The organism is Enterobacter cloacae complex sp. SHL009 (assembly GCF_049237205.1).
Taxonomy (GTDB): Bacteria; Pseudomonadota; Gammaproteobacteria; order Enterobacterales; family Enterobacteriaceae; genus Enterobacter; species Enterobacter cloacae_M.
Genome location: NZ_JBMKIW010000004.1, coordinates 216,362 through 238,129, shown reverse-complemented (window position 1 = coordinate 238,129; position 21,768 = coordinate 216,362). Strand labels below are relative to the sequence as shown.

Here is a 21,768-nt window from a genome sequence, read left to right as displayed (position 1 = left end):
CCGAACAAGTCCGATCAGACATTTTCTGCGGAAATTTGCACCGATGGACTCACATCGTTAAGATCGTGCCACTGCCTGTCAGACGAGTAACTTACGTGAAACAAAACGCTATACAACCCGCCAACCTCGAATTCAACGCTGAGGGTACACCTGTTTCCCGAGATTTTGATGACGTCTATTTTTCTAATGATAACGGACTCGAAGAAACTCGCTATGTTTTCCTCGACGGAAACCAGCTCAGCACCCGCTTCCCGGAGCATTCGCGGAACCTGTTTGTGGTCGCGGAAAGCGGATTCGGCACCGGGCTCAATTTTCTGACCCTCTGGCAGGCGTTTGACCAGTTTCACGCTGCCCACCCTGAGGCTACGCTACAAAGATTACATTTCATCAGTTTCGAAAAATTCCCGCTCACCGCGCACGATCTGCGGCTCGCTCATCAGCGCTGGCCAGAGCTTGCAGCCTGGGCGGAGCAGCTTCAGGCGCAGTGGCCGCCCCACATCGGCGGCTGCCACCGTCTGATTCTGGACGGCGGACGCGTGACGCTGGATTTATGGCTTGGCGACATCAATGACCTGACCGATACGCTCGATGATTCGATGAATCAGACGGTGGACGCCTGGTTCCTTGACGGCTTTGCCCCCGCCAAAAACCCGGACATGTGGAGCCAGCATCTGTTTAGCGCGATGGCGCGCCTGGCGCGCCCGGGCGCAACGCTTGCCACCTTCACCTCGGCAGGCTTTGTCCGCCGCGGACTGCAGGAGGCGGGCTTTACCATGCAGAAGACCAAAGGTTTTGGCCGCAAGCGCGACATGCTGGTCGGCAGAATGGAGCAGACGCTGGATATCCCCGCCAGTGCACCCTGGTTTGCGCGCCACGCCAGCGCATCACGTGAGGTGGCGATAGTTGGCGGGGGGATCGCCAGCGCCCTGCTGTCTCTCGCGCTTCTCCACCGCGGCTGGCAGGTCACGCTCTACTGTGCTGACGACGCGCCAGCAAGCGGCGCGTCCGGCAACCGCCAGGGGGCGCTCTATCCGCTTTTAAGCGCGCACGACCCGGCCCTGTTCCGTTTTTTCCCGGCGGCATTTACCTTCGCTCGTCGCCTGTACGATGCCCTGCCGGTGGCGTTTGACCATGACTGGTGCGGCGTGACGCAGCTCGGCTGGGATGAAAAGAGCCAGCAAAAAATCACGCAGATGCTGTCGCTGGGTCTGCCTGACGAGATTGCCCGTGCGGTAAGTGCGCAAGAGGTGGCAGAGACCGCTGGCGTGGAAACCTGGTGTGGGGGCATTCAGTATCCGCTCGGCGGCTGGCTGTGCCCGGCTGAACTGACCGCGGCAGCCATTGCCCTGGCGCAGTCGCGCGGGCTGACGGCGCATTATGCTCGCAAGGTTGAATCGTTGAGCCGGACAGAACGCTGGAATCTGCATTTTGCCGATGGCAAAGAGGCGAGTCATGCCAGCGTTGTGCTGGCAAACGGGCATCACATCAGCCAGTTTATCCAGACAGAGTCATTGCCGGTTTATCCGGTCGGCGGCCAGGTAAGCCATATTCCTTCCGCGCCTGAACTGAGCAAACTGCGTCAGGTGCTGTGCTATGACGGCTATCTGACGCCGCAAAATCCGTCTAACGGCCACCACTGCATCGGGGCCAGCTATCATCGTGGCGAAACGGATATGCGCTACAGCGAAGCGGATCAGGCTCAGAACCGCCAGCGCCTGATTGACTGCTTCCCGGATGCGGCGTGGGCGAAAGAGGTTGACGTCAGCGAGGGTGACGCGCGCTGCGGCGTGCGCTGCGCCACCCGCGATCATCTGCCGATGGCGGGAAATGTGCCGGACTATGATGCGACTCTTGAGGCCTATCAGGATCTTGCTGAACGCAAGGAAACGGTGGCGGCCTCGCCGGTGTATCCGGAGCTGTTTATGCTGGGTGGATTAGGATCTCGCGGGCTCTGTTCCGCACCGCTGCTGGCAGAAGTGTTAGCCGCGCAAATGAGCGGCGAGCCGATTCCGCTGGACAGGGTTACGCTTGCGGGGCTGAATCCGAATCGATTGTGGGTACGGAAACTGCTGAAGGGGAAGAAGGTTAAGTAGGGTGCGGTCTGGTGCCCTCACCCTCTCCCACAGGGAGAGGGAAGAGAAGGTGGCGGCTTAGCGTTTAGCCTGCTGGAATAAATTGTCCCACATGCTCAGCACCAGAGACTGGTCGCGCGGAGAGAGCTCTCCGGCCTGAATGGCTTTCTCCAGACTGCGGGCCACTTCGGCGTGAACGGCGTCGGCAGAGTGATCGTCCCCCGCTTCCAGCTCGGCTACCGCGAGCGTCAGGTGACCACGCAGATAACCGCTGGCGAACAGCTCATCATCACTGGCGTGTTCCACCATGTCATCAATTAACGCCAGAATGCGTGATTCAAATTCTGCGATCATCTTCTTTCCTCTGTTAAAGATCTTCCGGCCAAGGGAAGCATTCCGCCGTGATAACCGGCGTGTGGTAATAATTCTGTAAGGCCTCGATCAGGCGTGCCGGACGTTCGGGGATGCCTTTCTCAAGATATTCCATCACCTGCGCGTGAACGCGGCGCTGGAAGACGATACGGTCTGGCTCGAAGTCGCCTTCGAGGTTGTCGCAGCTGACGTTGAACGGGAAACCCGCCGCGACGCAGAATAGCCATTCCAGCGCCTGCGGTTTCACTTCCACATCTTCAAACTGGCCCTGAGTGGCGGCATCACGTCCGTCCGGGCAGTACCAGTAACCGAAGTCCACCAGCTCGCGCCGCGCTTTCCCCGCGATGCACCAGTGCGAAATCTCGTGCAAGCCGCTGGCATAAAAGCCGTGGGCAAAGACGATGCGGTTATACGGAACATCTGCATCAGCAGGAAGATAGATCGGTTCGTCGTCGCCTTTAATCAGACGGGTATTAAAATCGTCAGCAAAACAGCCGTCGAAAATCTCAATCAGCTGTTCGTATTTATGCGTACTGTTCATTAGTGCATCCCCAACCAGATGAGGATCTCCTGTCCATGGCTGTCATAAAGAAGTTTGGCGCTCATTACGGCCGAGACGATGACGATCATCGGGCGAATAAGTTTTTGTCCTTTGCTTAATACCAGACGCGAGCCCGCGCGAGCGCCCAGGAACTGCCCTGCCATCATCACAAATCCGGTTGCCCAGATAACCTTGCCGCCAATGATAAACAGCAGCAGGCCGCCGACGTTTGAGGTCGCGTTGAGCACTTTGGCATGGGCGGTGGATTTGGCGAGGTTAAACCCGGCCAGCGTCACGAACGCCAGCGCATAAAATGAACCCGCCCCCGGCCCGAAGAAACCGTCGTAAAAACCCACGCTGCCCCCGGCAACCAGGGCAAACGGCAGGCCGTACAGGCGACGCTGGCGGTCTTCTTCACCGAGCTTTGGCATCAGCAGGAAGTAAAGCCCGATGCAGATGACCAGAATCGGCAGGATCTGGCGCAAAATATCGGACTGCACGTGCTGAACCAGCAGCGCGCCCGACGTGGAGCCGATAAAGGTCATCAGGATATTGAGCTTCTGATCGGCCAGGCTCACCACCTTACGGCGGATAAAATAAAGCGACGCCGAGAGCGAGCCGCCGCAGGCCTGCAGCTTGTTGGTGGCAAGCGCCTGCGCCGGGCTCATGCCCGCCGCCAGCAGCGCGGGCACGGTTAACAACCCGCCGCCGCCCGCGAGCGCGTCGATAAAACCGGCCAGCATGGCCACAAAGAACAGCACCACCAGCAGCAGCGGTGACACCATAAACAGATCGACGAAATTATCCATTAAAGTACATGCTCATCCAGTAGCGCCTGGCAGGAAGGCGGCAACGGAGGCGGTGTCTTCTTCTCAGGCTTAGAGGTTCCAGGTTTTGCCGGTTCAAACCAGCTTTGCAGTTCGTAACCGCAACCATCGCCAGGCGGTGGCAGCGGCTGATCCTCACATTCCAGGCTGTTCGCCGGGCAGCGCAGACGAACGTGCATGTGCGCACGATGCTGGAACCACGGGCGCACTTTACGCAGCCAGTCGCGATCGGTTCCGGCATCCAGGCAGAGCTGCTGCTTGATGGCCGGGTTGACGAAAATCCGCGTGACGTCATTATCTTCTGCCGCCAGCTTGATCATGCTGGATACGTCCCGCGTCCAGAGTGATGGCACAACGCGCTTACCGTCGCTCGCCACCAGATCCAGCGCCTGCGGTTTCAGCAGTTGGGCGGAGGTCCAGCGGGCTTTCGGCAGCTGCAGGAAGATATCGACATCCAGTCCGGTCTGGTGGCTGGCGTGTCCACCGTTAAAACGGCCGCCGGCAGGCATTCCCATATCGCCAATCAGCATCGTGCCCAGCCCCAGGTTATGCACCTGATTGCCCAGCCGCTGGATGAACAGCACCAGATCCGGGTGGCCGAAATAACGTCGCTGATCGGTGCGCATCACCTGATAGGTATCAGACTGGAGAGGAAGCTCCTGGGCACCGACGATACAGCCGTTGGAAAAGGCGCCAATGGACTGCGCGCTCCCCGCCACCGGATGAGTGATTTTTTGCCATGGCGTCGCGGCCAGACTGGCTCCACTGGCAAGCAGCGCCAGCAGAGCAATTGCGGTTTTTTTCATGTTTACCAGCGTGGAATGGTGGTCGTCACATCCGCATTCTGCGCGCGCTGGCGCAGGAAGTGATCCATCAGCACGATCGCCAGCATCGCTTCCGCGATCGGCACCGCGCGGATCCCCACGCACGGATCGTGACGTCCTTTGGTGATCATCTCAACTTCTTCGCCATCGCGGTTAATCGTGTGGCCCGGCACGGTAATGCTGGAAGTTGGCTTCAGCGCGATATTGGCAACAATCTGCTGCCCGCTGCTGATACCGCCCAGGATGCCGCCCGCATGGTTGCTCTGGAAGCCCGCTTTCGTAATCTCATCGCGGTTTTGGCTGCCGCGAAGCTGAACCACGTCAAAGCCGTCGCCAATCTCTACGCCCTTCACCGCGTTGATGCTCATCAGCGCGTGGGCAATGTCGGCGTCGAGACGGTCAAATACCGGCTCGCCCCAGCCCGCCGGGACGCCGTCTGCCACCACGGTCACTTTCGCGCCAATGGAGTCGCCCTCTTTTTTCAGGCCGCGCATCAGTTCGTCCAGCGCCTCAAGCTTGTCGGCATCGGCGCAGAAGAACGGGTTTTGTTCAACCTGCTCCCAGTCCTTGATCGCCAGCGGAATGTCGCCCATCTGGGTCAGACAGCCGCGGATAACGATGCCAAATTTCTGCTGCAGGTATTTCTTAGCAATCGCCCCTGCCGCCACGCGCATCGCGGTTTCACGCGCGGAAGAACGTCCGCCGCCGCGATAGTCGCGGAAGCCATACTTTTGTTCGTAGGTGTAGTCGGCGTGGCCCGGACGGAAGACGTCTTTGATGGCGCCGTAGTCCTGGGAGCGCTGATCGGTGTTTTCGATCAGCAGACCGATGCTGGTCCCGGTGGTGCGACCTTCAAAGACGCCGGAGAGAATTTTGACCTGGTCCGGCTCGCGACGCTGCGTGGTGTAGCGAGAGGTGCCCGGGCGACGACGGTCGAGGTCGTGCTGTAAATCGGCTTCGGTCAGTTCGATGCCTGGCGGTACGCCATCAACGATACAGCCCAGCGCCAGCCCGTGTGACTCGCCAAAGGTGGTCACGCGGAATAACTGTCCAATACTGTTTCCTGCCATCACGGCTCCGATGTTGTTGTTTGTGTTTGAGCGTTGTGAAACGGGCCGAAGCCCGCTGGATTAATCTTTATAGATGCTGAAGTGTTCGCGCGCGTCGAGCAGCTGCGCTTTGGTCAGCATAAAGACGCCGTCACCGCCGTTGTCGAACTCAAGCCAGGTGAACGGCACATCCGGGTACTGCTCTATCAGATGTACCATGCTGTTGCCCACTTCACAAATCAGAACGCCGTCGTCGGTCAGGTAATCCGGCGCGCAGGCCAGAATGCGGCGCGTCAGCTTCAGGCCGTCAGAGCCTGACGCCAGACCGAGCTCCGGCTCGTGACGGTATTCGTTCGGCAGATCGGACATGTCTTCCGCATCGACGTACGGCGGGTTGGTAACGATCAGATCGTACTGCAGCGTCGGCAGATCGCGGAACAGGTCGGAGCGAATCGGCGTAACGTGATGGATCAGACCGTGCTCTTCAATGTTGTGCTCGGTCACGGCCAGCGCGTCGGTGGAGATATCGACGGCGTCAACTTCCGCTTCCGGGAAGGCGTAAGCACAGGCGATGGCGATACAGCCGCTACCGGTACACATATCCAGAATATGCTGCGGCTGATGGTTAATCAGACCTTCGAAATGGTTGTTGATCAGCTCGCCAATCGGCGAGCGCGGCACCAGCACGCGTTCATCGACATAGAACTCGTGACCGCAGAACCAGGCTTTGTTGGTCAGGTAGGCGACCGGAATGCGCTCGTTCACGCGGCGGATCACACGCTCAACGATGCGGTGTTTTTCGCTGGAGGTCAGGCGCGCGGTGCGCATGTCTTCAGGAATATCCAGCGGCAGATAGAGAGACGGCAGCACCAGCTGCACGGCCTCATCCCACGGGTTATCGGTACCGTGTCCGTACCAGATATTGGCGGCGCTGAAGCGGCTAACCGACCAGCGCAACATGTCCTGTATGGTATGCAGCTCGTTTACTGCTTCATCGACAAATATTTTATCCACTCTTTCCTCCAGGGCATGCTCGCATAATTTTCGGCGGCTAGTTTGCCATGAAGACGGCGATAAATCAGCAATGACGCGTACTGCTTGAGGTTAAAAAATGCGTTTAGTCGGGTACACTATCGGAAATACGAGATGAGAATGACGAATGAAAAAGAAAACATCGCTCAGCGAGGAGGATCAGGCGCTCTTCCGCCAGCTAATGACCGGGACGCGGAAAATCACGCAGGACACCATCGTCCATCGCCCGCTGCGTAAAAAAATCAGCGAAGTACCGGTCAAGCGTCTTCTGCAGGAGCAGGCCGATAACAGCCACTATTTTTCAGATGAATTTCAGCCGCTGCTCAATACGCAGGGGGCCGTGAAGTACGTGCGCGAAGACGTCAGCCATTTTGAGCTGAAAAAGTTACGCCGCGGAGATTACTCGCCGGAGCTGTTTCTCGATCTCCACGGCTTAACGCAGATGCAGGCGAAACAGGAGCTGGGCGCGTTGATCGCGGCCTGTCGCCGCGAACACGTTTTTTGCGCCTGCGTGATGCACGGCCACGGTAAACATATTCTGAAGCAACAGACGCCGCTGTGGCTGGCTCAGCACCCACACGTAATGGCTTTTCATCAGGCACCGAAAGAGTACGGCGGAGATGCCGCGTTGCTGGTGTTGATTGAAGTGGAAGAGTGGCAGCCGCCAGAGTTGCCCTGACAGAATGGCGGGAAGCACATTGCCCCCCGCCATATCGCACGTCACGTCAGATCGCTTTTGCCATCTTCAGGTTGCACGGGCTCATTTGCCAGTTGAAGACGCCTTTGCCCGTTTCGTCGAGAGAAACATTGGCAATGGCGGATGTCGTGAACATCGGCGGGGTCTCGCCCGGGCACAGCTCAGATACCAGATAGCCAACCAGTGGCAGGTGGGAAATGACCAGCGCGGAAGCGACACCTTCATTGCACAGCGCCTGAAGATAAGCGCTGACAAGGCCTACATCGCCACACGGGGTGAGTTCAGGCAGAACATCCACACTGGTCGGCAGGTTCATACACTCCCCTACCACCTCCAGCGTCTGTTCTGCACGCAGGAACGGACTCACCAGAACGCGTTCAATGTCCACTTTTTGACCGTTAAGCCAGGTCGCCATCAGACGAGATTCGTCGCAGCCGCAGACGGTCAAAGGACGTACTGAGTCACTGGCGGCATCGAGTGCCGCGTCGCCGTGACGCATGATAAAAACTTGCATATTGCACCGCTTTTGTTAACCAGAATCACCGGCGTTAACTACCCGCGATAAATGCTAAGAGGTAGAAAACCCGATGGCCGGGCATTGTGCCTGATCCATTCGGTGAATGAAACGCTGTTTTTTACCTCAATGGCGTAAGTATAGTCAATCTCTGTTTACAAAATCGCCAGAACAGGTCCATTCACTTCAGGATTTACCCTTCTTTGACCTCAGCTTACGAGGACAGTTTCCCTTGCAGGCCAAAATGTCTGGCCGCGTTCCGCCATCTGCAATAATTCGTCACACGGTGTAAACCGTGGACCATATTGCGAAGCCAGACGTTGCAGGATAGCAACCACTTCACCCGCGCCGAGCGTATCCATGTAACGGAACGGGCCGCCAAGGAACGGCGGGAAGCCAATGCCAAATACCGCGCCAATGTCGCCATCGCGCGCGCTCTTGATTACCTGCTCATCAAAACAGCGCGCCGCTTCATTGAGCATCATCATCACGCAGCGCTCAGCGCACTGAACGGCAGAGAGTTTTCCCTGACCCGTAGTCGAAATGAGTCCATATACCGAAGGGTCGACCTGTTTCCTGCTTTTACGCCCTTTCGCGCCGTAAAGATAGAAACCGCGTTCATTTTTTCTGCCTTTGCGATCGTCCTTCAAAATCGCAGAAACAATGTTTGCAGGTGGGCTAAAACGATCGCCATATGCGGCTTCAAGCACTGGTATAATTTTAGTGCCGGTGTCTATTCCCACCTCATCCAAAAGTTGGATTGGGCCAACGGGGAAACCAAACTTTACCAGCGCCTCGTCGACGTGCTCAATCTTCTCCCCTTCCGTCAGTAACCGCATTGCTTCATTAATGTAGGGAGCCAGAATGCGGTTGACGTAGAAGCCAGCTTTGTCCGCTACCACAATCGGGGTTTTGCCCTGTTTTTTCGCCAGCTTCACCACGGTGGCAACAGTTTGCGGACTGGTAATCGCGTGCGGAATAACTTCCACCAGCGGCATTTTTTCGACCGGGCTAAAGAAGTGCAGCCCAATCACCTGCTCAGGACGCGCGGCTTTCGCCGCGATATCGCCAATCGGCAATGACGACGTATTGGAGGCAAAAATGGTGTGCGGGGCGCAATGTTGCTCAACGTCTGCCACCATCTGCTGCTTAAGCGCCAGATCTTCAAACACGGCTTCAATCACCAGATCGCGGTGCGCAAAACCGCTGTAATCCGTTGTACCGGAGATCATCGCCAGGGTTTTATCACGCTCGCTCGCCTTGATATGGCGGCGCTTGACCTTTTGATCAAGGTTCTGCCAGCTGTACTGCAGCGCGTGGTTGATCCCCTTAGGATTAATGTCTTTGATGCGTACAGGCAATTTGCCTTTGCTGGCGGTAACAAAAGAGATTCCGCCACCCATGAGCCCCCCACCCAGTACGCCAATGGCACGCAGCGGCGCAGGCTGCGCCTCGCTGCCCGGATCTTTTTTCACGTCCGTGCTGGCGAAGAAGATGCTGCGCAGCGCCTGTGACTGCGGCGTCATCGCCAGTTCGCCAAAGGCTTTGGCCTCCGCTGCATAGCCGCTGCTGCTGCCCTGCGACAGCCCGGTTTCGATCACTTCCAGGATCCGCTTTGCCGCCGGGTAATTGCCTTTGGTTTTTTGTTCGGTCTTTTTGCCCACCATGTTGAACAGGAGCGTTCTTCCCAGCGGGCCGGCCAGCACGCGCTCGCGTACCGGCAGAGGACGTTTTGCCTGACGCCCTTTCAGCGCAAGCTCAACGGCGGCCTCCAGCAAAATGGACTGCGGCACGACGTCATCGACCAGACCGGCTTTCAGCGCCTGACGGGCACGCAGCTGTTTACCGGTTAAGATCATCTCCAGCGCCGTGCTAACGCCCACCAGACGCGGCAACCGTTGCGTTCCGCCGGAGCCAGGCAGCAGGCCCAGCTGCACTTCCGGCAGGCCCAGAATCGTTTTCGCATCGTCGGTGCAAATCCGGCTGTGACAGGCCAGCGCCAGCTCAAGCCCACCGCCCAGACAAGCGCCGTGGATTGCGGCAATGACCGGGATCGGCAGGCCGCCGATCTCCGCCATCACCTGCTGGCCCTGACGCGCCAGCTCTTCGGCTTCCAGAGCGCTTTGCGCCCGGGCGATCATGTTGATATCCGCGCCGGCGATAAAGTTATCCGGCTTGGCAGAGATAAAGACCAGACCACGAATCGCTTTGTTGTCGCGGATCTGCTTTAGCATCGCGCGCACCTGAACACCAAATTCGGCCTTCAGGGTATTCATCTTTTCATCAGGCACATCAATAGTGATAACGGCCACGTTATCGAGGCGAACCGTCAGATTAAATGCAGATGGCATATCCATTATTCAGCCTCCAGAACCATTGCTGCGCCAAGGCCACCCGCCGCACAGGCGGTAACGAGGCCAAACCCTCCGCCGCGGCGACGGAGTTCATGTAATGTTTGCGTGATCATCCTCGCCCCTGTGGCGGCAAACGGATGACCGTAGGCGATAGAGCCGCCCAGCACGTTGAATTTACTCTGATCCACTTCGCCCGTGGCATGGGCGCGGCCCAGCACATCGCGCGCGAAACGCTCGCTTGCCAACAGCTGTACGTTTGCCAGGGTTTGCGCGGCAAACGCTTCGTGCATATCAATCAGGGTTAAATCGGCCAGCGTCAGCCCCGCGCGCTCCAGCGCCAGCGGCGTGGACCACGCCGGACCTAACAGCATGTCCTGCCAGACATCAATGGCGGTGAAGGCATAGCTGCGTAAGTAGCCCAGGGGAGTGATGCCCAGCTCCTTCGCGCGGGATTCGGTCATCAGGATCACGGCGGCGGCGCCATCCGTCAGCGGCGTACTGTTCGCCGCCGTCACCGTGCCGTGCTTGCGGTCAAACGCCGGGCGCAGTTTGGCGTAATCCGCCAGCGTTGAGGTGCCGCGAATATTGTTGTCCTCCGCGAGCGGTTCACGGTAAGGGGGGATATAGGCGGTCATGACCTCGTCGGTCAGCTTGCCTTCCGACCAGGCTTTTGCCGCAAGCTGGTGCGAGCGATGCGCCAGGGCATCCTGCTGCTCGCGGGTAATGCCGTACGTTTTTGCCATCTGCTCGGCGGTATCGCCCATGCGCAGGCCGGTGGAGTATTCCGCTACGGCAGGCGGCACGGGCATGAGGTCGCGCAGGCGTAAACGCGAGAAGAGCTTGAGTTTCTGACCCGTCGTGCGGGCTTTATTGACATCCACCAGGATGCGCGCCAGCTTTTTACTCACGCCAATCGGCAGCACCGAAGAGGAATCCGCTCCACCCGCGATCCCGGCGCGAATCGTACCCGCCATCAGGCTTTCAGCGACGTTAGCCACGGCCTGGAAGCTGGTCGCGCAGGCGCGACTGACGCTGTAGGCATCGGTATGGACGTTCATCCCGGTACCCAGGACGATTTCACGCGCAATGTTGGGAGCTTCAGGCATCTGCACGACCTGGCCGAAGACCAGCTGTTCGATAACCTCCGGCGGAATTTCGCTGCGAGCCAGCATCTCCCCCACTACCATTTTGCCCAGGTCAACGGCCGGTATGCCATGAAACGCCGTTGCCTGACGCGCAAACGGCGTGCGCAATCCACTGACTATGGCAATGCGATCGCCCTGACGGGTAATAAGCGGTAATGCCTGACTCATAACACTCCCCTGTAAAAAATTTTCGCCAACATAAAGTGGTCTGACCTGATAATAGTCTTAACCATTTTTTTACATTCAGCCAATCGGGGAAACGAAAAAGTGCGAGCTAAAACACAGAGAAGAAAAAGAAAATGCCGGCGTGATAAAAGCAAAACGGTAACCCTGAGGTTACCGTTTTTGATGTTTGAGCCCTCTCCCGTGGCAGAGTGTTAGGGAGAGGGATCCGACCGCAGAAATTAACGCAGGCCCAGCTGGAAAATCAGCGTTTCCGCTTCGCAGGCGAAAACAAAGTCAATATCCAGCTTCACGCCGCCTTCCACTTCGGTAAAGGTTGACTTGATTTCACACGGATCGGATTCAACGTCACGCGCACGCTTGCTCAGCGCGGTCAGGGTCTCTTCCGCTTCAGCGTGGGTAGCGAACACGCGGCTGTAAGACGCGGTGCAATCGGAGTTGTCCATGATGGTCCCAACATCCATACAGCAGCAAACCGGGGTTTCATCAGCACTGCATTTACTCATAGCTCAATTTCCTCTGTATTCGCGCAGAGCGCGAGATAAACACGATGCTGATATTTTACGCCCCGGCGCGGGCTCTCTCCAGCCGTTAATGGCGCAAAACCGGTTAAGTGACCAATATCACACTAAAAAATGATCTAAAACAAAAACCACCCTTTTGGGTGAGTCGCGATGGTCACAATTTTGCCAACCAGATCTCGTTTCACGAAACATGTTTGAAAATATTAATAAACAAACTTGCAACATTCAGGCTGGTCGGACCTATACTCTGGCCACTGGTCTGATTTGTCTGTCATACCTCAGACCCTACACTTCGCGCTCCTGTTACGGTATGTAACAATTATTGAATAAAAATAACTCAATGAGGTTATGGTCATGAGCCAGAAAACCCTGTTCAACAAGACTGCGCTGGCAGTCGCAGTGGCACTCGTCTCCACTTCCGCCTGGTCAGCGGGCTTTCAGTTAAACGAATTTTCTTCCTCTGGCCTTGGCCGCGCGTATTCAGGGGAAGGCGCCATTGCTGATGATGCGGGTAACGCGAGTCGTAACCCCGCGTTGATCATGATGTTCGATCGTCCGACCTTCTCTGCCGGAGCAATTTTTGTCGATCCAGGTGTTGATATCTCGGGCCGTTCTCCGACAGGTGCCGATCTGAAATCGGATAACATTGCCCCAACGGCATGGGTTCCAAACATGCACTTTGTGGCGCCGATTAACGACCAGTTCGGCTGGGGCGCATCCGTGACCTCTAACTACGGTTTAGCAACCGAGTTCAATAACGACTATGCAGCTGGGGCGTTTGGCGGTAAAACCGACCTCGAAACCCTGAACCTGAACCTGAGCGGTGCTTACCGTCTGGATAATCACTGGAGTTTCGGCGTTGGCTTTGACGCTGTGTATGCTAAAGCGAAGATCGAACGTTACGCGGGCGATCTGGGCAAAGTCGTCGCTGGCTCAGGCGCACTTCTACCAGCCCTGGCACAGCGTGTGGCTGGTATCCCAGCAGATACTCAGATCGCTTATCTGAAGGGCGATGAGTGGGGCTTTGGCTGGAACGCCGGTATCCTTTATGAACTCGATAAAAACAACCGTTACGGCTTAACCTACCGTTCCGAAGTAAAAATCGACTTTGATGGAGATTACAAAAGCAGCCTCCCTTCTGCTTATAACCAGATCCTCGGCAACTTCGGTCTTCCGATGGGAACCAATGGACAAACCACTGGCGGCTCTCTGAGCCTGCACTTACCAGAAATGTGGGAATTGTCAGGTTATAACAAAGTGGCGCCACAGTGGGCAGTTCACTATAGCCTGACCTACACCAGCTGGAGCCAGTTCCAGGAGCTGAAGGCGACCAATAGCAACGGCGACACGCTCTTCTATAAAGATGAGAGCTTCCGTGATGCTTACCGCATCGCGCTGGGGACAACCTACTATATGGATGACAACTGGACATTCCGCACCGGTATTGCCTTCGATGATAGTCCGGTACCAGCAGACAAACGCTCTATCTCGATTCCCGATCAGGACCGCTTCTGGCTGAGCGCTGGTGCGACCTATGCATTCAACAAGGATGCTTCTATTGATGCGGGCATATCTTATATGCACGGTCAAAAAGTTAACTTCAAGGAAGGTCCGTATGAGTTCTCTTCCGAAGGTAAAGCCTGGCTGTACGGCATGAACTTCAACTACGCGTTCTAATCGCGCTGGAATCAAAAAAGGTGAGCATTGCTCACCTTTTTTATTTACTCCGAATCGATATCTTTTAGTTCGTTTTCGATCGCTTTCGCGTTTGGATTCTCTTCCGGCTTCAGCTTGCCGCCGTTGGCAATAAAGTCATGATTCTGGAAGTACGCTTCGCGCACCATAATGTACGGATCAGAAGACTGGCGCAGCAGACCATCAGAGTCGAGCAGTTGCGCGCGAGTTTCAATCCCTTCCACCGTCCATTTACCCACCGACAGCGGCCAGGTCAGCCACGACAGGACCGGATACAGCGTATCCACCATATCGCCGCCATCATCACGGAGGGTGAAACTACCGTAGAACGGTAAATGCACGTACGGACCATACCCGACGCCATAGTGTCCCATCGTACTGCCGAAACGGTGCGGCTGTTCACGCTGCAGCTTCTGGTTAGCCATACCTGCAACATCAATAAAGCCACCCATCCCCAGAATGGAGTTCAGGAAGAAGCGAGTAAAGTGGACCATCCCCTGATACGGGTCGCCCTGCAGGAAGTAGTTCACCATGACCGCAGGCTCTTCGAGGTTGCTGGTAAAGTTACTTAACCCGTTACGCGCGGGTTGTGGAACATAATCGCGCCATGCTACTGCCACCGGACGAACCACATACGGGTCCAGTACGTTGTAGTTGAAGCTATACATTGAGCGGTTAAATCCTTCGAGAGGATCGGAGCGTCCCGTTTGCTCCCCGGAGCTGGCGCAGCCCACAAGCATCGTCGCGCCAAGCGCAAGCGCCGACAGCCGAAGTTTCATAAATATCTCCCTGTTCAGTATGGCTATCGTTGATTGCCATCCGTAACGGAGCCGTTGACGCTCCGTCTGTAAACGTGCAAGTGATTGTAACAGCACGTTTACCGATGTCTATGAGCACAATTACGGGCAGTAACCACCGTGACTCTGATCTCAGCATAGCCTGGCTTTTGGAATTCGTTTCGCTGGCAATTTTATAATGTCTTTGAAAGAGATGTATCACCTTTGTTGTCATTGCAGCCAAATTAAGAGCATCCCCACAGGCATCCCGACAAAAGCCGCTACGCTTAACAGAAAGATCAACCTCCGGGAGCAGATATGAAAGATGTAGGCGAAGAAAAAATTGGCGAGAGCACTGAGGAGCTTGAAATTGAAAGCGAGGAGAAGGCGCGCGGCGAGAAGATAGAAATTGATGAAGATCGCCTCCCCTCCCGCGCAATGGCCATCCACGAGCATATACGCCAGGATGGTGAAAAAGAGATGGAGCGCGACGCGATGGCCCTCTTCTGGTCAGCCATCGCTGCCGGGCTATCAATGGGCGCATCTCTGCTTGCGAAAGGGATATTTCATGTGCAGCTGGAAGGCGTGCCCGGTGGTTTTTTACTGGAAAACCTCGGCTATACCTTCGGCTTTATTATTGTCATCATGGCCCGCCAGCAGCTGTTTACCGAAAACACGGTGACCGCCGTTCTGCCGGTGATGCAAAACCCCACACTCGGTAATTTCGGCTTATTGATGCGGCTCTGGAGCGTGGTCCTGCTGGGTAATATTATCGGCACGGGCATCGCGGCATGGGCGTTTGAATATATGCCGATCTTTGATGAACCCACCAGGGATGCGTTTGTGAAAATCGGCATGGACGTAATGAAAAACACGCCGGTCGAGATGTTCTCAAACGCCATCATCTCTGGCTGGATTATCGCCACGATGGTCTGGATGTTTCCTTCAGCGGGAAGCGCCAAAATTGTGGTGATCATATTGATGACCTGGCTGATTGCGCTGGCGGACACCACGCATATTGTGGTCGGTACCGTTGAAATCCTCTATCTGGTCTTTAACGGTACGCTTCACTGGAGCGATTTCTTCTGGCCGTTTGCCCTTCCGACGCTGGCGGGAAACATTTGCGGCGGAACGTTTATCTTCGCGCTGTTAAGCCATGCCCAAATTCGTAACGACATGTCGAACAAACGCAAAGCTGAGCTTAAGGCACGGGAAAATGATGATAAATCGACAAAAAAATCGACCTGAATGGTGACTCTTTGAGCAGTCAGGCGGCGATGCGCTTAACGCAAAGTGTAAATAAGGCTATACTCGTGCCGCCTCGTCCCCTTAGTTAAATGGATATAACGAGCCCCTCCTAAGGGCTAGTTGCAGGTTCGATTCCTGCAGGGGACACTTTACCCCCCGCTTTTTCCAGTACATTCATTTGTCCACCGCCAGAATTCATTGAGCAGAAGAATCCTGTTTTATTTGAGCGTAACGCGTTGCCAGCTGCTTAAGACGCAACTCCAGTTGAGTCTTTTCAGCTTCAGGAAGCGCATCTCCTGCTGGGTGCTGCGACAGGCGCCTGAGTTGTTCTTCAGCCGGTATCGTATGGTTGAATGACTGTATAGTCGAAAAAACTACGGATTTAAGCTCGCTTACCGTGATGTATTTTCCTTTTTGCTCGTCCAGGCTACTCAGCCGATGACTCAGTTGCTGAAGCGTCATCATTCCCTGATACCAGCTGTTCATTGCGTCGACAGGTAACGCTGCCGCGTTAAATTTTTGCTGCCAATGCATTGTGAGCGGTTTCGCCTCCTCCGGCCATAATGTCTGGAGCTGCTTTAACAGCTGAAGGCTGTAGGAAATATTCCAGTCAGGAGGCAGTTTATCCAGGCGGGCAAGCTGCTGCTGCGTGTCTGTGATAAACGTGGACGGTAAAGTACCTCGCAGTGTTAACGCGTTTTGCTGCACAGGCGTGAGCACTTCGGGTAACGGAGCCAGAGAGGCAAAAGCCTGAGTCGCCAGGGGGTCGGGTCTGGACAAAGAAACCCATCCCCACGCCACAGCGATACAAACCACCAGCGTGGAACACATCCCGGCAAAAAAGGGCTTCCACTGTCTGACAGACACGGGGGCTGTCGTGCGATCCTCCCCATTCGGCTGATTTTCCTGATGCACAACATATACCCATTTCACCTCTTCGATCGGTTCGGCTTTCTCCAGAGGCGATTCGCTATCGGGCTTCATGTTCACATTCAAATCGGACGTCTCATTACTGCTTTCCAGCCGTTCAGCATTTGAACGTATCAACGTTCGTAACGTATCGAGCTGGCTAAGGTGTTTAAGCTCAAGGCGCTGGAGCACCGCGCTCAGGCTGGTAAGTAACGCTTCAGCACGATAAAGCTCACTAAGATGGCTGCTGTTGAATGGAAGCATACGCATGCGCTGCTGCAGGCGCTGGCTCAGGCCGCTAAGGATTTCCATACGAGCGTGTTGTGTCTTCGGCCATAAAGTTTCCCACTGGCGGCTAATCAGGGCCTCCAGAATCGCCAGCCCTTCATTCAGGCCAGCTAATCCAGACTGGTGAGTACGGGCAAGGGTGTACCAGGCTGCTGTCTGCAACTCCACACCGTTCTGTTCAAACATTGAGAGACAGAGTCTTTGGACATATTGCCAGTTCACATCAGGGCGAGCAGGATGTGTAAGCTTACTGAGTTCATCGCGGAGGGCGGCATAATCTGGCAGCGTACGCGGGTCGCCGCCGGTTTTTAACGTTATATGTTTGGTCATTCTGCAGGGCCTGCATATCCGTGTCGGTTAATATCGTCAGTTGATGTGTAAAGCAATTTTGCGTGTAGAAACGCTATGACTAATAAAGGAATGAATGTTATTGCTAGGGCAGCAGCGCTAAAATCAGACCGAAAAAAACACCTTCATCAAATAGTTGTCCTGACTGAGGTGATGTATCAGGGGGAGTAAAGATCCAGTCATATACACTCCCCACCCGCATGAACAGGCGTCCTTGAGAAATCGCGCTGTACCCGGAAAAAAAAGTCACCTCGACACAGCCTGCAACTCCCTGTCCATACAGGAATATCGGCATAAACTTAACCGCCCGGTTACCATAACGCAGGACGATACCGGAAATATCAAAAGCCCCGCCCTCCACCAGCAGGTCCGGAACATATACCGCCAGTGCCTCTGCATTCAGTCCGGTATCTGTCAGCCACGCGTCTATTTGATCCTGAAGCTGAGCCATTCGCATGCGAAACGCTGCAATATCGGCCTGACTCTTGCTAACTGCGGGAACAGGTGAAGGTTGTCGCGCCTGCAGCTTCTTCAGGAACTGTGATTTTACTGACATGGTGTTATCTGACCTTATATACGGGGTGTTGTGTCGAGATACTGCTGTTGCCTGAGATGCCGCAACAGGACCCGTCCTTCGGGCATAAACTCAGTCCCGTAGCGCACCAGGCCAATCCCTTTAAGTTCAGCGTCAATGGCATAGCGCAGCTCGCCGGGAATGTTCTGATCCAGCAGAACAACGTCTATTTTTTTCAGGCGTGGCTCATATTTGAGCAGAACGGCAGACAATGTGCCCATAAGCTCATGAGCCGTTCCGGGCATCCCCTGCAGGATTTTTGTCATATCGGGCAGCCCGTAATCAGGCAGATGCGCCAGCGTGCCGGCGCGACAGTTGAGAACGCGCTGCATGTTGTCCAGAACCGAAAGGATGACCTGGTTTTCTTCACTGACCTGATGCAGATCGAACCCACCGGTAAAATTGCCAAATAGCGTCTCGTACAGCGAGGAACGGGGCGTCTCATTCATCTTTCAGTGCCTGCATGGTCAGCTGGTTGTTCCCCGCCTCAATGACGCGTGCCTTATCCGGATCAAGGTCATCCCGACTCATTACTACACGCCAGGTATTGTTCTCCTGGTCCGGTGACATAAACATCCCGGCCACCGCCACGTACTGCGCATTTTCCTCCATTGGCATATCGACCGTGACCGCCCCGCCCGGCTGCAGGAGGATATCTTTCTCCACCAGCAGGTCTGCTTTGATGACCTGACTGTCCTCTTTAAACAGTGACGGATAGTCAGTACTGTCGAACGTTTTGCGATCCTTAAGCTGGTAGATGCGCACCACCGTCGACAGTGCCACGCCGCCAGCATTGCTGTTAACGGCCTCACGGGCTCGAATATCCAGATGCAGGGCCTTTATCTGCTTATAAAAAATCGATTTGGTCACAGCAACGGTGCCATCTGTTACTTTTTGACTCAGCCCACAGCCAGCCAGCATCAAGGTGATACCAGCGGCCAGCGCAGCCAGAGGAAATTTACCAGCGGTAATCGCCATCTTCATCGGTCTCCCTGCGGTGAATATTTTCCTGTACCCGCTCATAGCGGCCAAGATTGATGGTTATGGTTTTGGAGTGCGTGACGGTGTTCGCTGCATTCAGCGGCCGCATCACTGCGGTGCGGCCCAGTTGCACTGCGCCAGCGTTGGGTTTACTGCTCATTGTCGCGTCCGGCAGCAGGCTACGGTCGACACACAGCTGCAGGCGTACATCGAGGCGGGAGCCAAGATAGACATGCAGCAGCGTCATCAGGTCCGTGTGGAGCTCCCCGCCCGGTAACCAGCTCAGCACTTCAGTTGAGTCAGTGGTTGTCAGGCGCATCAGTACCTGGCTGTTTACGTCGGTGGCATAGTTACCCATCACCGGACGGTTTGTCAGGGTGACTGGCTGGCTGACGCTCATGATCAAAGGTTTCTTCAGAGGCACGCGGCGTTTGTCATGGTGCCAGATTTTCGCCTGCGTGTTGGGTGCCAGCAGGCGCACCAGCGAGGCCATGCCTTCTGCGGTACGCCCAGGCAGTAACATGACCGGCAGCAGTGCCAGAAAGCGCGAAGCCGGGGTCGCGATACTGTCCGTGCAGCCGTTAATCCCGAGCCCGGCCAGTCCCAGCAGGTACTGCGAGGTTTTGTCCTTCCCACCCTCTTCAAAGGTCGCCGGGTACGAGTATTTACGCCATATGCGATAGTACTGAGCAATCAACCGGTGGTTGAAAATATCGAGGAAATCCGCGGTGGCCTCATACCCTTCCCGCCGCTGGGTAATGTCATCGATATAGTGCGTCGGCAGAGGGGACTCCACGCCGTAGAGCCCCATAAAGGTGATGCGTACCGTCGGCGGCAGATGCGAATGCTCAGACGGCTCAATCCCTTTGACTTCAGATGCCGGAAAGCCCATTCCTGGGTGTGGCCGAAAACGTACCGGCTCATGGCGTACCTGCCAGGTACTGCCCGTAACCGGTTTGTCCGGCTGGCTCTGCTCCAGCAGCTGGCAGAAGCGGTAAAAGTTGATATATGGCAGCCGGTCCCCCAGTTGCGCTATCAGCCGGGAAGACGCGGACTGTGATTCTCTTTCCACCGGATGAATTTTCCTTCTGGCTGAACAATGAGGGTGAGCTGATTGAACTGGTTCATATCGGCATACAACGCAAAGAATCGGTTGAGCATTTCACCGAACAGGTGAATGTCACCCTCACCGGTGAAACCGTTGCTGTCGAGGGTTACTTCGATATCCAGCCCCCGCAGCAGGTAGCCCTGCTCAAAACGCTGCAGGCGGTGGTGCTCCACATGCTGAATCGCCTCCAGACGGCGGGTGTTCAGTTCATCTTCCTGCCAGTTATAGAGTGCCAGCGTGCCGCGCAGCACTTCGGCGGTGCTCATCATGTTCAGGAAACCGGATCCCAGGTGGCTCAGAACCCGCCAGTGAAAACGGTCTTCGGAAGGCGGATAGACTGGCAGCGTCGGTTTGCAGAGATTGCGTACTGAAAGTTGTGTACTGACCACCTGCTCACAGCGGTCAAGCAGCGTACTCTGTAGTGCACGGCGCGGCAGCTGGCCGTTGGTGCCGGTGATTTGCAGCGATACGGCTTCACGCTCAAACAGGCGGTCCTCTTCCCACTGGTGCCCCCCAAGGATAAGCCAGGTGTCATGCAACCCGGTCACGCTGCGCTTCACGCGGGTGTGGTAGTAACGAGGGGGGGCATGACGGCGCATCATCCCGCCCTTGTGCCTGAAGCTGCTGAACGGCACGTACTCTGCGTCACTGGTCCGGTTTGAGCCTGTCACCGAATCCACCGAATAAATCTCGGTGTGTCCGTCCTGCAGCCGTTTGGGGCGCAGCAGGTACTCACTCTCAAGCCCGGTAATGGTGAGCGGGTCAGCCTCCAGTGTGAACAGGTTAATCACCGGCACACAGTGCAGACGAACCGCGTCATTGGTGACCGGTAGGTCTGATGGCCACAGCGTACTGAACACGACTTCGATGTCGAAGTACTCTGCTCCCGCAGGCGGCGTAATCCCGTCCAGACCGTTGAGGTGGACAAACATAAACTTGTCGCGGAAAGTAAAATACTCCAGTAACAGCTGGTAGCCGCTGAAGGCAGTATCCCCCTTCGGCCACAGCCCGTCTTCCTCCGCAAATCCTCCCGGCGAAAAGTACCCGTCCAGGCGAATACGGTCAGTCTGCCCGGGCAGACGCATATACAAGGCGGCTTGCCGCCTGGTCAGCATCAGGTGTAGCTGGCTACTGGCTGGCGCATCTGCGCCGAGATAGAGGCTCAGGTGGCTGAGGTCCGCATGGGACCAGTCCGCCTGTGTGCTACAGGCAAAACGCATCCGCAGCAGCGAACGCCCGTCAGGCTCAGTGGTCATTGTTACCCCTGAGATATTTAGCGGATTGAGCATCACATCGCGGGTGGTGCGGTAGCGGCAGACCGTGTTCTTCGGCCCTACCGGGCGGGTGTATACTTCCAGACCCGCGGGCATGACTTCTGCCATCTTCACGGCCTGAAGCACAGGCGTGAACGCAACCACCGAGAGTGACGGAATGGTACGCAGGTAGTGAGGCCAGAGCATACTGACCAGACCTTCGGTAAGTTCCGGCAGATCGTCGTCAATCTTCTCCCGCAGCTGCCCCATCGAGAAAGCAAAGCCTTCAAAAAGGCGTTCGACATACGGATCGGGTGTGCCGGCCTTATCAAGGTCGAGCATTGCTGCGCGATCGGGATGGGTTTGAGCGAACTCTTTCGCGGCTTCACGCAGGTACCGCATTTCTGCGTCGTAATAACGCAGGGTCAAATCTTCCATTTATTTCTGTTCCTGT

At 55.9% G+C, this 21,768-nt stretch carries 21 protein-coding genes and 1 tRNA gene; 5 read left to right on the top strand and 17 right to left on the bottom strand.

Going from position 1 to position 21,768, the window contains the following annotated elements; translation table 11 throughout:
* Window positions 1-95: 95 nt before the first annotated feature.
* Window positions 96-2,093, top strand: coding sequence for a bifunctional tRNA (5-methylaminomethyl-2-thiouridine)(34)-methyltransferase MnmD/FAD-dependent 5-carboxymethylaminomethyl-2-thiouridine(34) oxidoreductase MnmC (mnmC, locus tag ACOTZC_RS12145; protein WP_047174234.1), 1,998 nt, complete (start codon window positions 96-98; stop codon window positions 2,091-2,093).
* Between the two features lie 57 nt (window positions 2,094-2,150).
* Here mnmC and ACOTZC_RS12140 read toward each other — a convergent pair whose 3' ends face one another.
* Genes ACOTZC_RS12140 through prmB form a run of 6 tightly spaced genes read right to left on the bottom strand, consistent with a single transcriptional unit; the run spans window position 2,151 to window position 6,699 of the window.
* Entirely contained in the window at window positions 2,151-2,426 is a 276-nt protein-coding gene (locus ACOTZC_RS12140; RefSeq protein ID WP_047174233.1) for a YfcL family protein, read from the bottom strand.
* Between the two features lie 13 nt (window positions 2,427-2,439).
* On the bottom strand, window positions 2,440-2,985 hold the full coding sequence (locus tag ACOTZC_RS12135) for an elongation factor P hydroxylase (protein WP_047174232.1): 546 nt from the start codon (window positions 2,983-2,985) through the stop codon (window positions 2,440-2,442).
* The gene (locus ACOTZC_RS12130) at window positions 2,985-3,794 is read right to left on the bottom strand and encodes a sulfite exporter TauE/SafE family protein (protein ID WP_045402650.1); all 810 of its coding nucleotides are present in this window, start codon (window positions 3,792-3,794) and stop codon (window positions 2,985-2,987) included. The genes ACOTZC_RS12135 and ACOTZC_RS12130 overlap by 1 nt, the downstream gene beginning before the upstream one ends.
* Window positions 3,794-4,618 carry a penicillin-insensitive murein endopeptidase gene (mepA, locus tag ACOTZC_RS12125; RefSeq protein ID WP_045402648.1) on the bottom strand — a complete coding sequence of 275 codons (825 nt, stop codon included), beginning with the start codon at window positions 4,616-4,618 and terminating at the stop codon, window positions 3,794-3,796. Before mepA ends, ACOTZC_RS12130 begins: the two co-directional genes overlap by 1 nt.
* A gap of 2 nt (window positions 4,619-4,620) precedes the next feature.
* Window positions 4,621-5,706, bottom strand: a complete 1,086-nt coding sequence (aroC, locus tag ACOTZC_RS12120; RefSeq protein WP_047174231.1) for a chorismate synthase — start codon at window positions 5,704-5,706, stop codon at window positions 4,621-4,623.
* Between the two features lie 60 nt (window positions 5,707-5,766).
* Window positions 5,767-6,699, bottom strand: coding sequence for a 50S ribosomal protein L3 N(5)-glutamine methyltransferase (gene prmB, locus ACOTZC_RS12115; protein WP_023312578.1), 933 nt, complete (start codon window positions 6,697-6,699; stop codon window positions 5,767-5,769).
* 145 nt (window positions 6,700-6,844) lie between these two features.
* Between prmB and smrB the strand changes: the two genes are divergently transcribed.
* Window positions 6,845-7,396: an endonuclease SmrB gene (smrB, locus tag ACOTZC_RS12110; protein ID WP_033146105.1), complete on the top strand. Its 552-nt coding sequence runs from the start codon at window positions 6,845-6,847 to the stop codon at window positions 7,394-7,396.
* A gap of 46 nt (window positions 7,397-7,442) precedes the next feature.
* Here the strand turns inward: smrB and sixA are convergent, their stop codons facing one another.
* The 4 genes from sixA to ACOTZC_RS12090 form a co-directional block, all read right to left on the bottom strand.
* Window positions 7,443-7,928: a phosphohistidine phosphatase SixA gene (gene sixA, locus ACOTZC_RS12105; RefSeq protein WP_023312580.1), complete on the bottom strand. Its 486-nt coding sequence runs from the start codon at window positions 7,926-7,928 to the stop codon at window positions 7,443-7,445.
* Between the two features lie 209 nt (window positions 7,929-8,137).
* The gene (fadJ, locus tag ACOTZC_RS12100) at window positions 8,138-10,285 is read right to left on the bottom strand and encodes a fatty acid oxidation complex subunit alpha FadJ (protein ID WP_248193772.1); all 2,148 of its coding nucleotides are present in this window, start codon (window positions 10,283-10,285) and stop codon (window positions 8,138-8,140) included.
* Window positions 10,285-11,595 (bottom strand): acetyl-CoA C-acyltransferase FadI, encoded by a 1,311-nt coding sequence (gene fadI, locus ACOTZC_RS12095; protein WP_047174229.1) that lies wholly within the window; start codon window positions 11,593-11,595, stop codon window positions 10,285-10,287. The genes fadJ and fadI overlap by 1 nt, the downstream gene beginning before the upstream one ends.
* Before the next feature lie 236 nt (window positions 11,596-11,831).
* A complete protein-coding gene (locus tag ACOTZC_RS12090) occupies window positions 11,832-12,116 on the bottom strand; it encodes a YfcZ/YiiS family protein (RefSeq protein WP_126303501.1) in 285 nt (94 codons plus the stop codon).
* A gap of 372 nt (window positions 12,117-12,488) precedes the next feature.
* Between ACOTZC_RS12090 and fadL the strand changes: the two genes are divergently transcribed.
* Window positions 12,489-13,811 carry a long-chain fatty acid transporter FadL gene (gene fadL, locus ACOTZC_RS12085; protein ID WP_421635788.1) on the top strand — a complete coding sequence of 441 codons (1,323 nt, stop codon included), beginning with the start codon at window positions 12,489-12,491 and terminating at the stop codon, window positions 13,809-13,811.
* 44 nt (window positions 13,812-13,855) lie between these two features.
* Here fadL and mlaA read toward each other — a convergent pair whose 3' ends face one another.
* On the bottom strand, window positions 13,856-14,608 hold the full coding sequence (mlaA, locus tag ACOTZC_RS12080; protein WP_023312585.1) for a phospholipid-binding lipoprotein MlaA: 753 nt from the start codon (window positions 14,606-14,608) through the stop codon (window positions 13,856-13,858).
* A gap of 315 nt (window positions 14,609-14,923) precedes the next feature.
* Between mlaA and ACOTZC_RS12075 the strand changes: the two genes are divergently transcribed.
* Together ACOTZC_RS12075 and ACOTZC_RS12070 are read left to right on the top strand one after the other, a co-directional pair.
* Window positions 14,924-15,853, top strand: a complete 930-nt coding sequence (locus tag ACOTZC_RS12075; RefSeq protein ID WP_029740160.1) for a formate/nitrite transporter family protein — start codon at window positions 14,924-14,926, stop codon at window positions 15,851-15,853.
* A 75-nt stretch (window positions 15,854-15,928) separates the two neighbouring features.
* Window positions 15,929-16,000: transfer RNA gene (locus tag ACOTZC_RS12070), tRNA-Arg, on the top strand.
* A gap of 48 nt (window positions 16,001-16,048) precedes the next feature.
* Here the strand turns inward: ACOTZC_RS12070 and ACOTZC_RS12065 are convergent.
* The 6 genes from ACOTZC_RS12065 to tssF form a co-directional block, all read right to left on the bottom strand.
* A complete protein-coding gene (locus ACOTZC_RS12065) occupies window positions 16,049-17,380 on the bottom strand; it encodes a VasL domain-containing protein (RefSeq protein ID WP_421635787.1) in 1,332 nt (443 codons plus the stop codon).
* Window positions 17,381-17,483: 103 nt separating this feature from the next.
* Complete coding sequence (locus tag ACOTZC_RS12060) at window positions 17,484-17,954, bottom strand: hypothetical protein (protein WP_421635786.1); 471 nt, start codon at window positions 17,952-17,954, stop codon at window positions 17,484-17,486.
* A gap of 14 nt (window positions 17,955-17,968) precedes the next feature.
* A complete protein-coding gene (gene tssE / locus ACOTZC_RS12055) occupies window positions 17,969-18,421 on the bottom strand; it encodes a type VI secretion system baseplate subunit TssE (protein WP_023308683.1) in 453 nt (150 codons plus the stop codon).
* Window positions 18,414-18,950 carry a type VI secretion system lipoprotein TssJ gene (tssJ, locus tag ACOTZC_RS12050; RefSeq protein ID WP_023308684.1) on the bottom strand — a complete coding sequence of 179 codons (537 nt, stop codon included), beginning with the start codon at window positions 18,948-18,950 and terminating at the stop codon, window positions 18,414-18,416. Before tssJ ends, tssE begins: the two co-directional genes overlap by 8 nt.
* Window positions 18,931-20,034 (bottom strand): type VI secretion system baseplate subunit TssG, encoded by a 1,104-nt coding sequence (gene tssG, locus ACOTZC_RS12045; protein WP_163354114.1) that lies wholly within the window; start codon window positions 20,032-20,034, stop codon window positions 18,931-18,933. The genes tssJ and tssG overlap by 20 nt, the downstream gene beginning before the upstream one ends.
* The gene (tssF, locus tag ACOTZC_RS12040; protein WP_163354050.1) at window positions 19,989-21,752 is read right to left on the bottom strand and encodes a type VI secretion system baseplate subunit TssF; all 1,764 of its coding nucleotides are present in this window, start codon (window positions 21,750-21,752) and stop codon (window positions 19,989-19,991) included. Before tssF ends, tssG begins: the two co-directional genes overlap by 46 nt.
* Window positions 21,753-21,768: the final 16 nt, after the last annotated feature.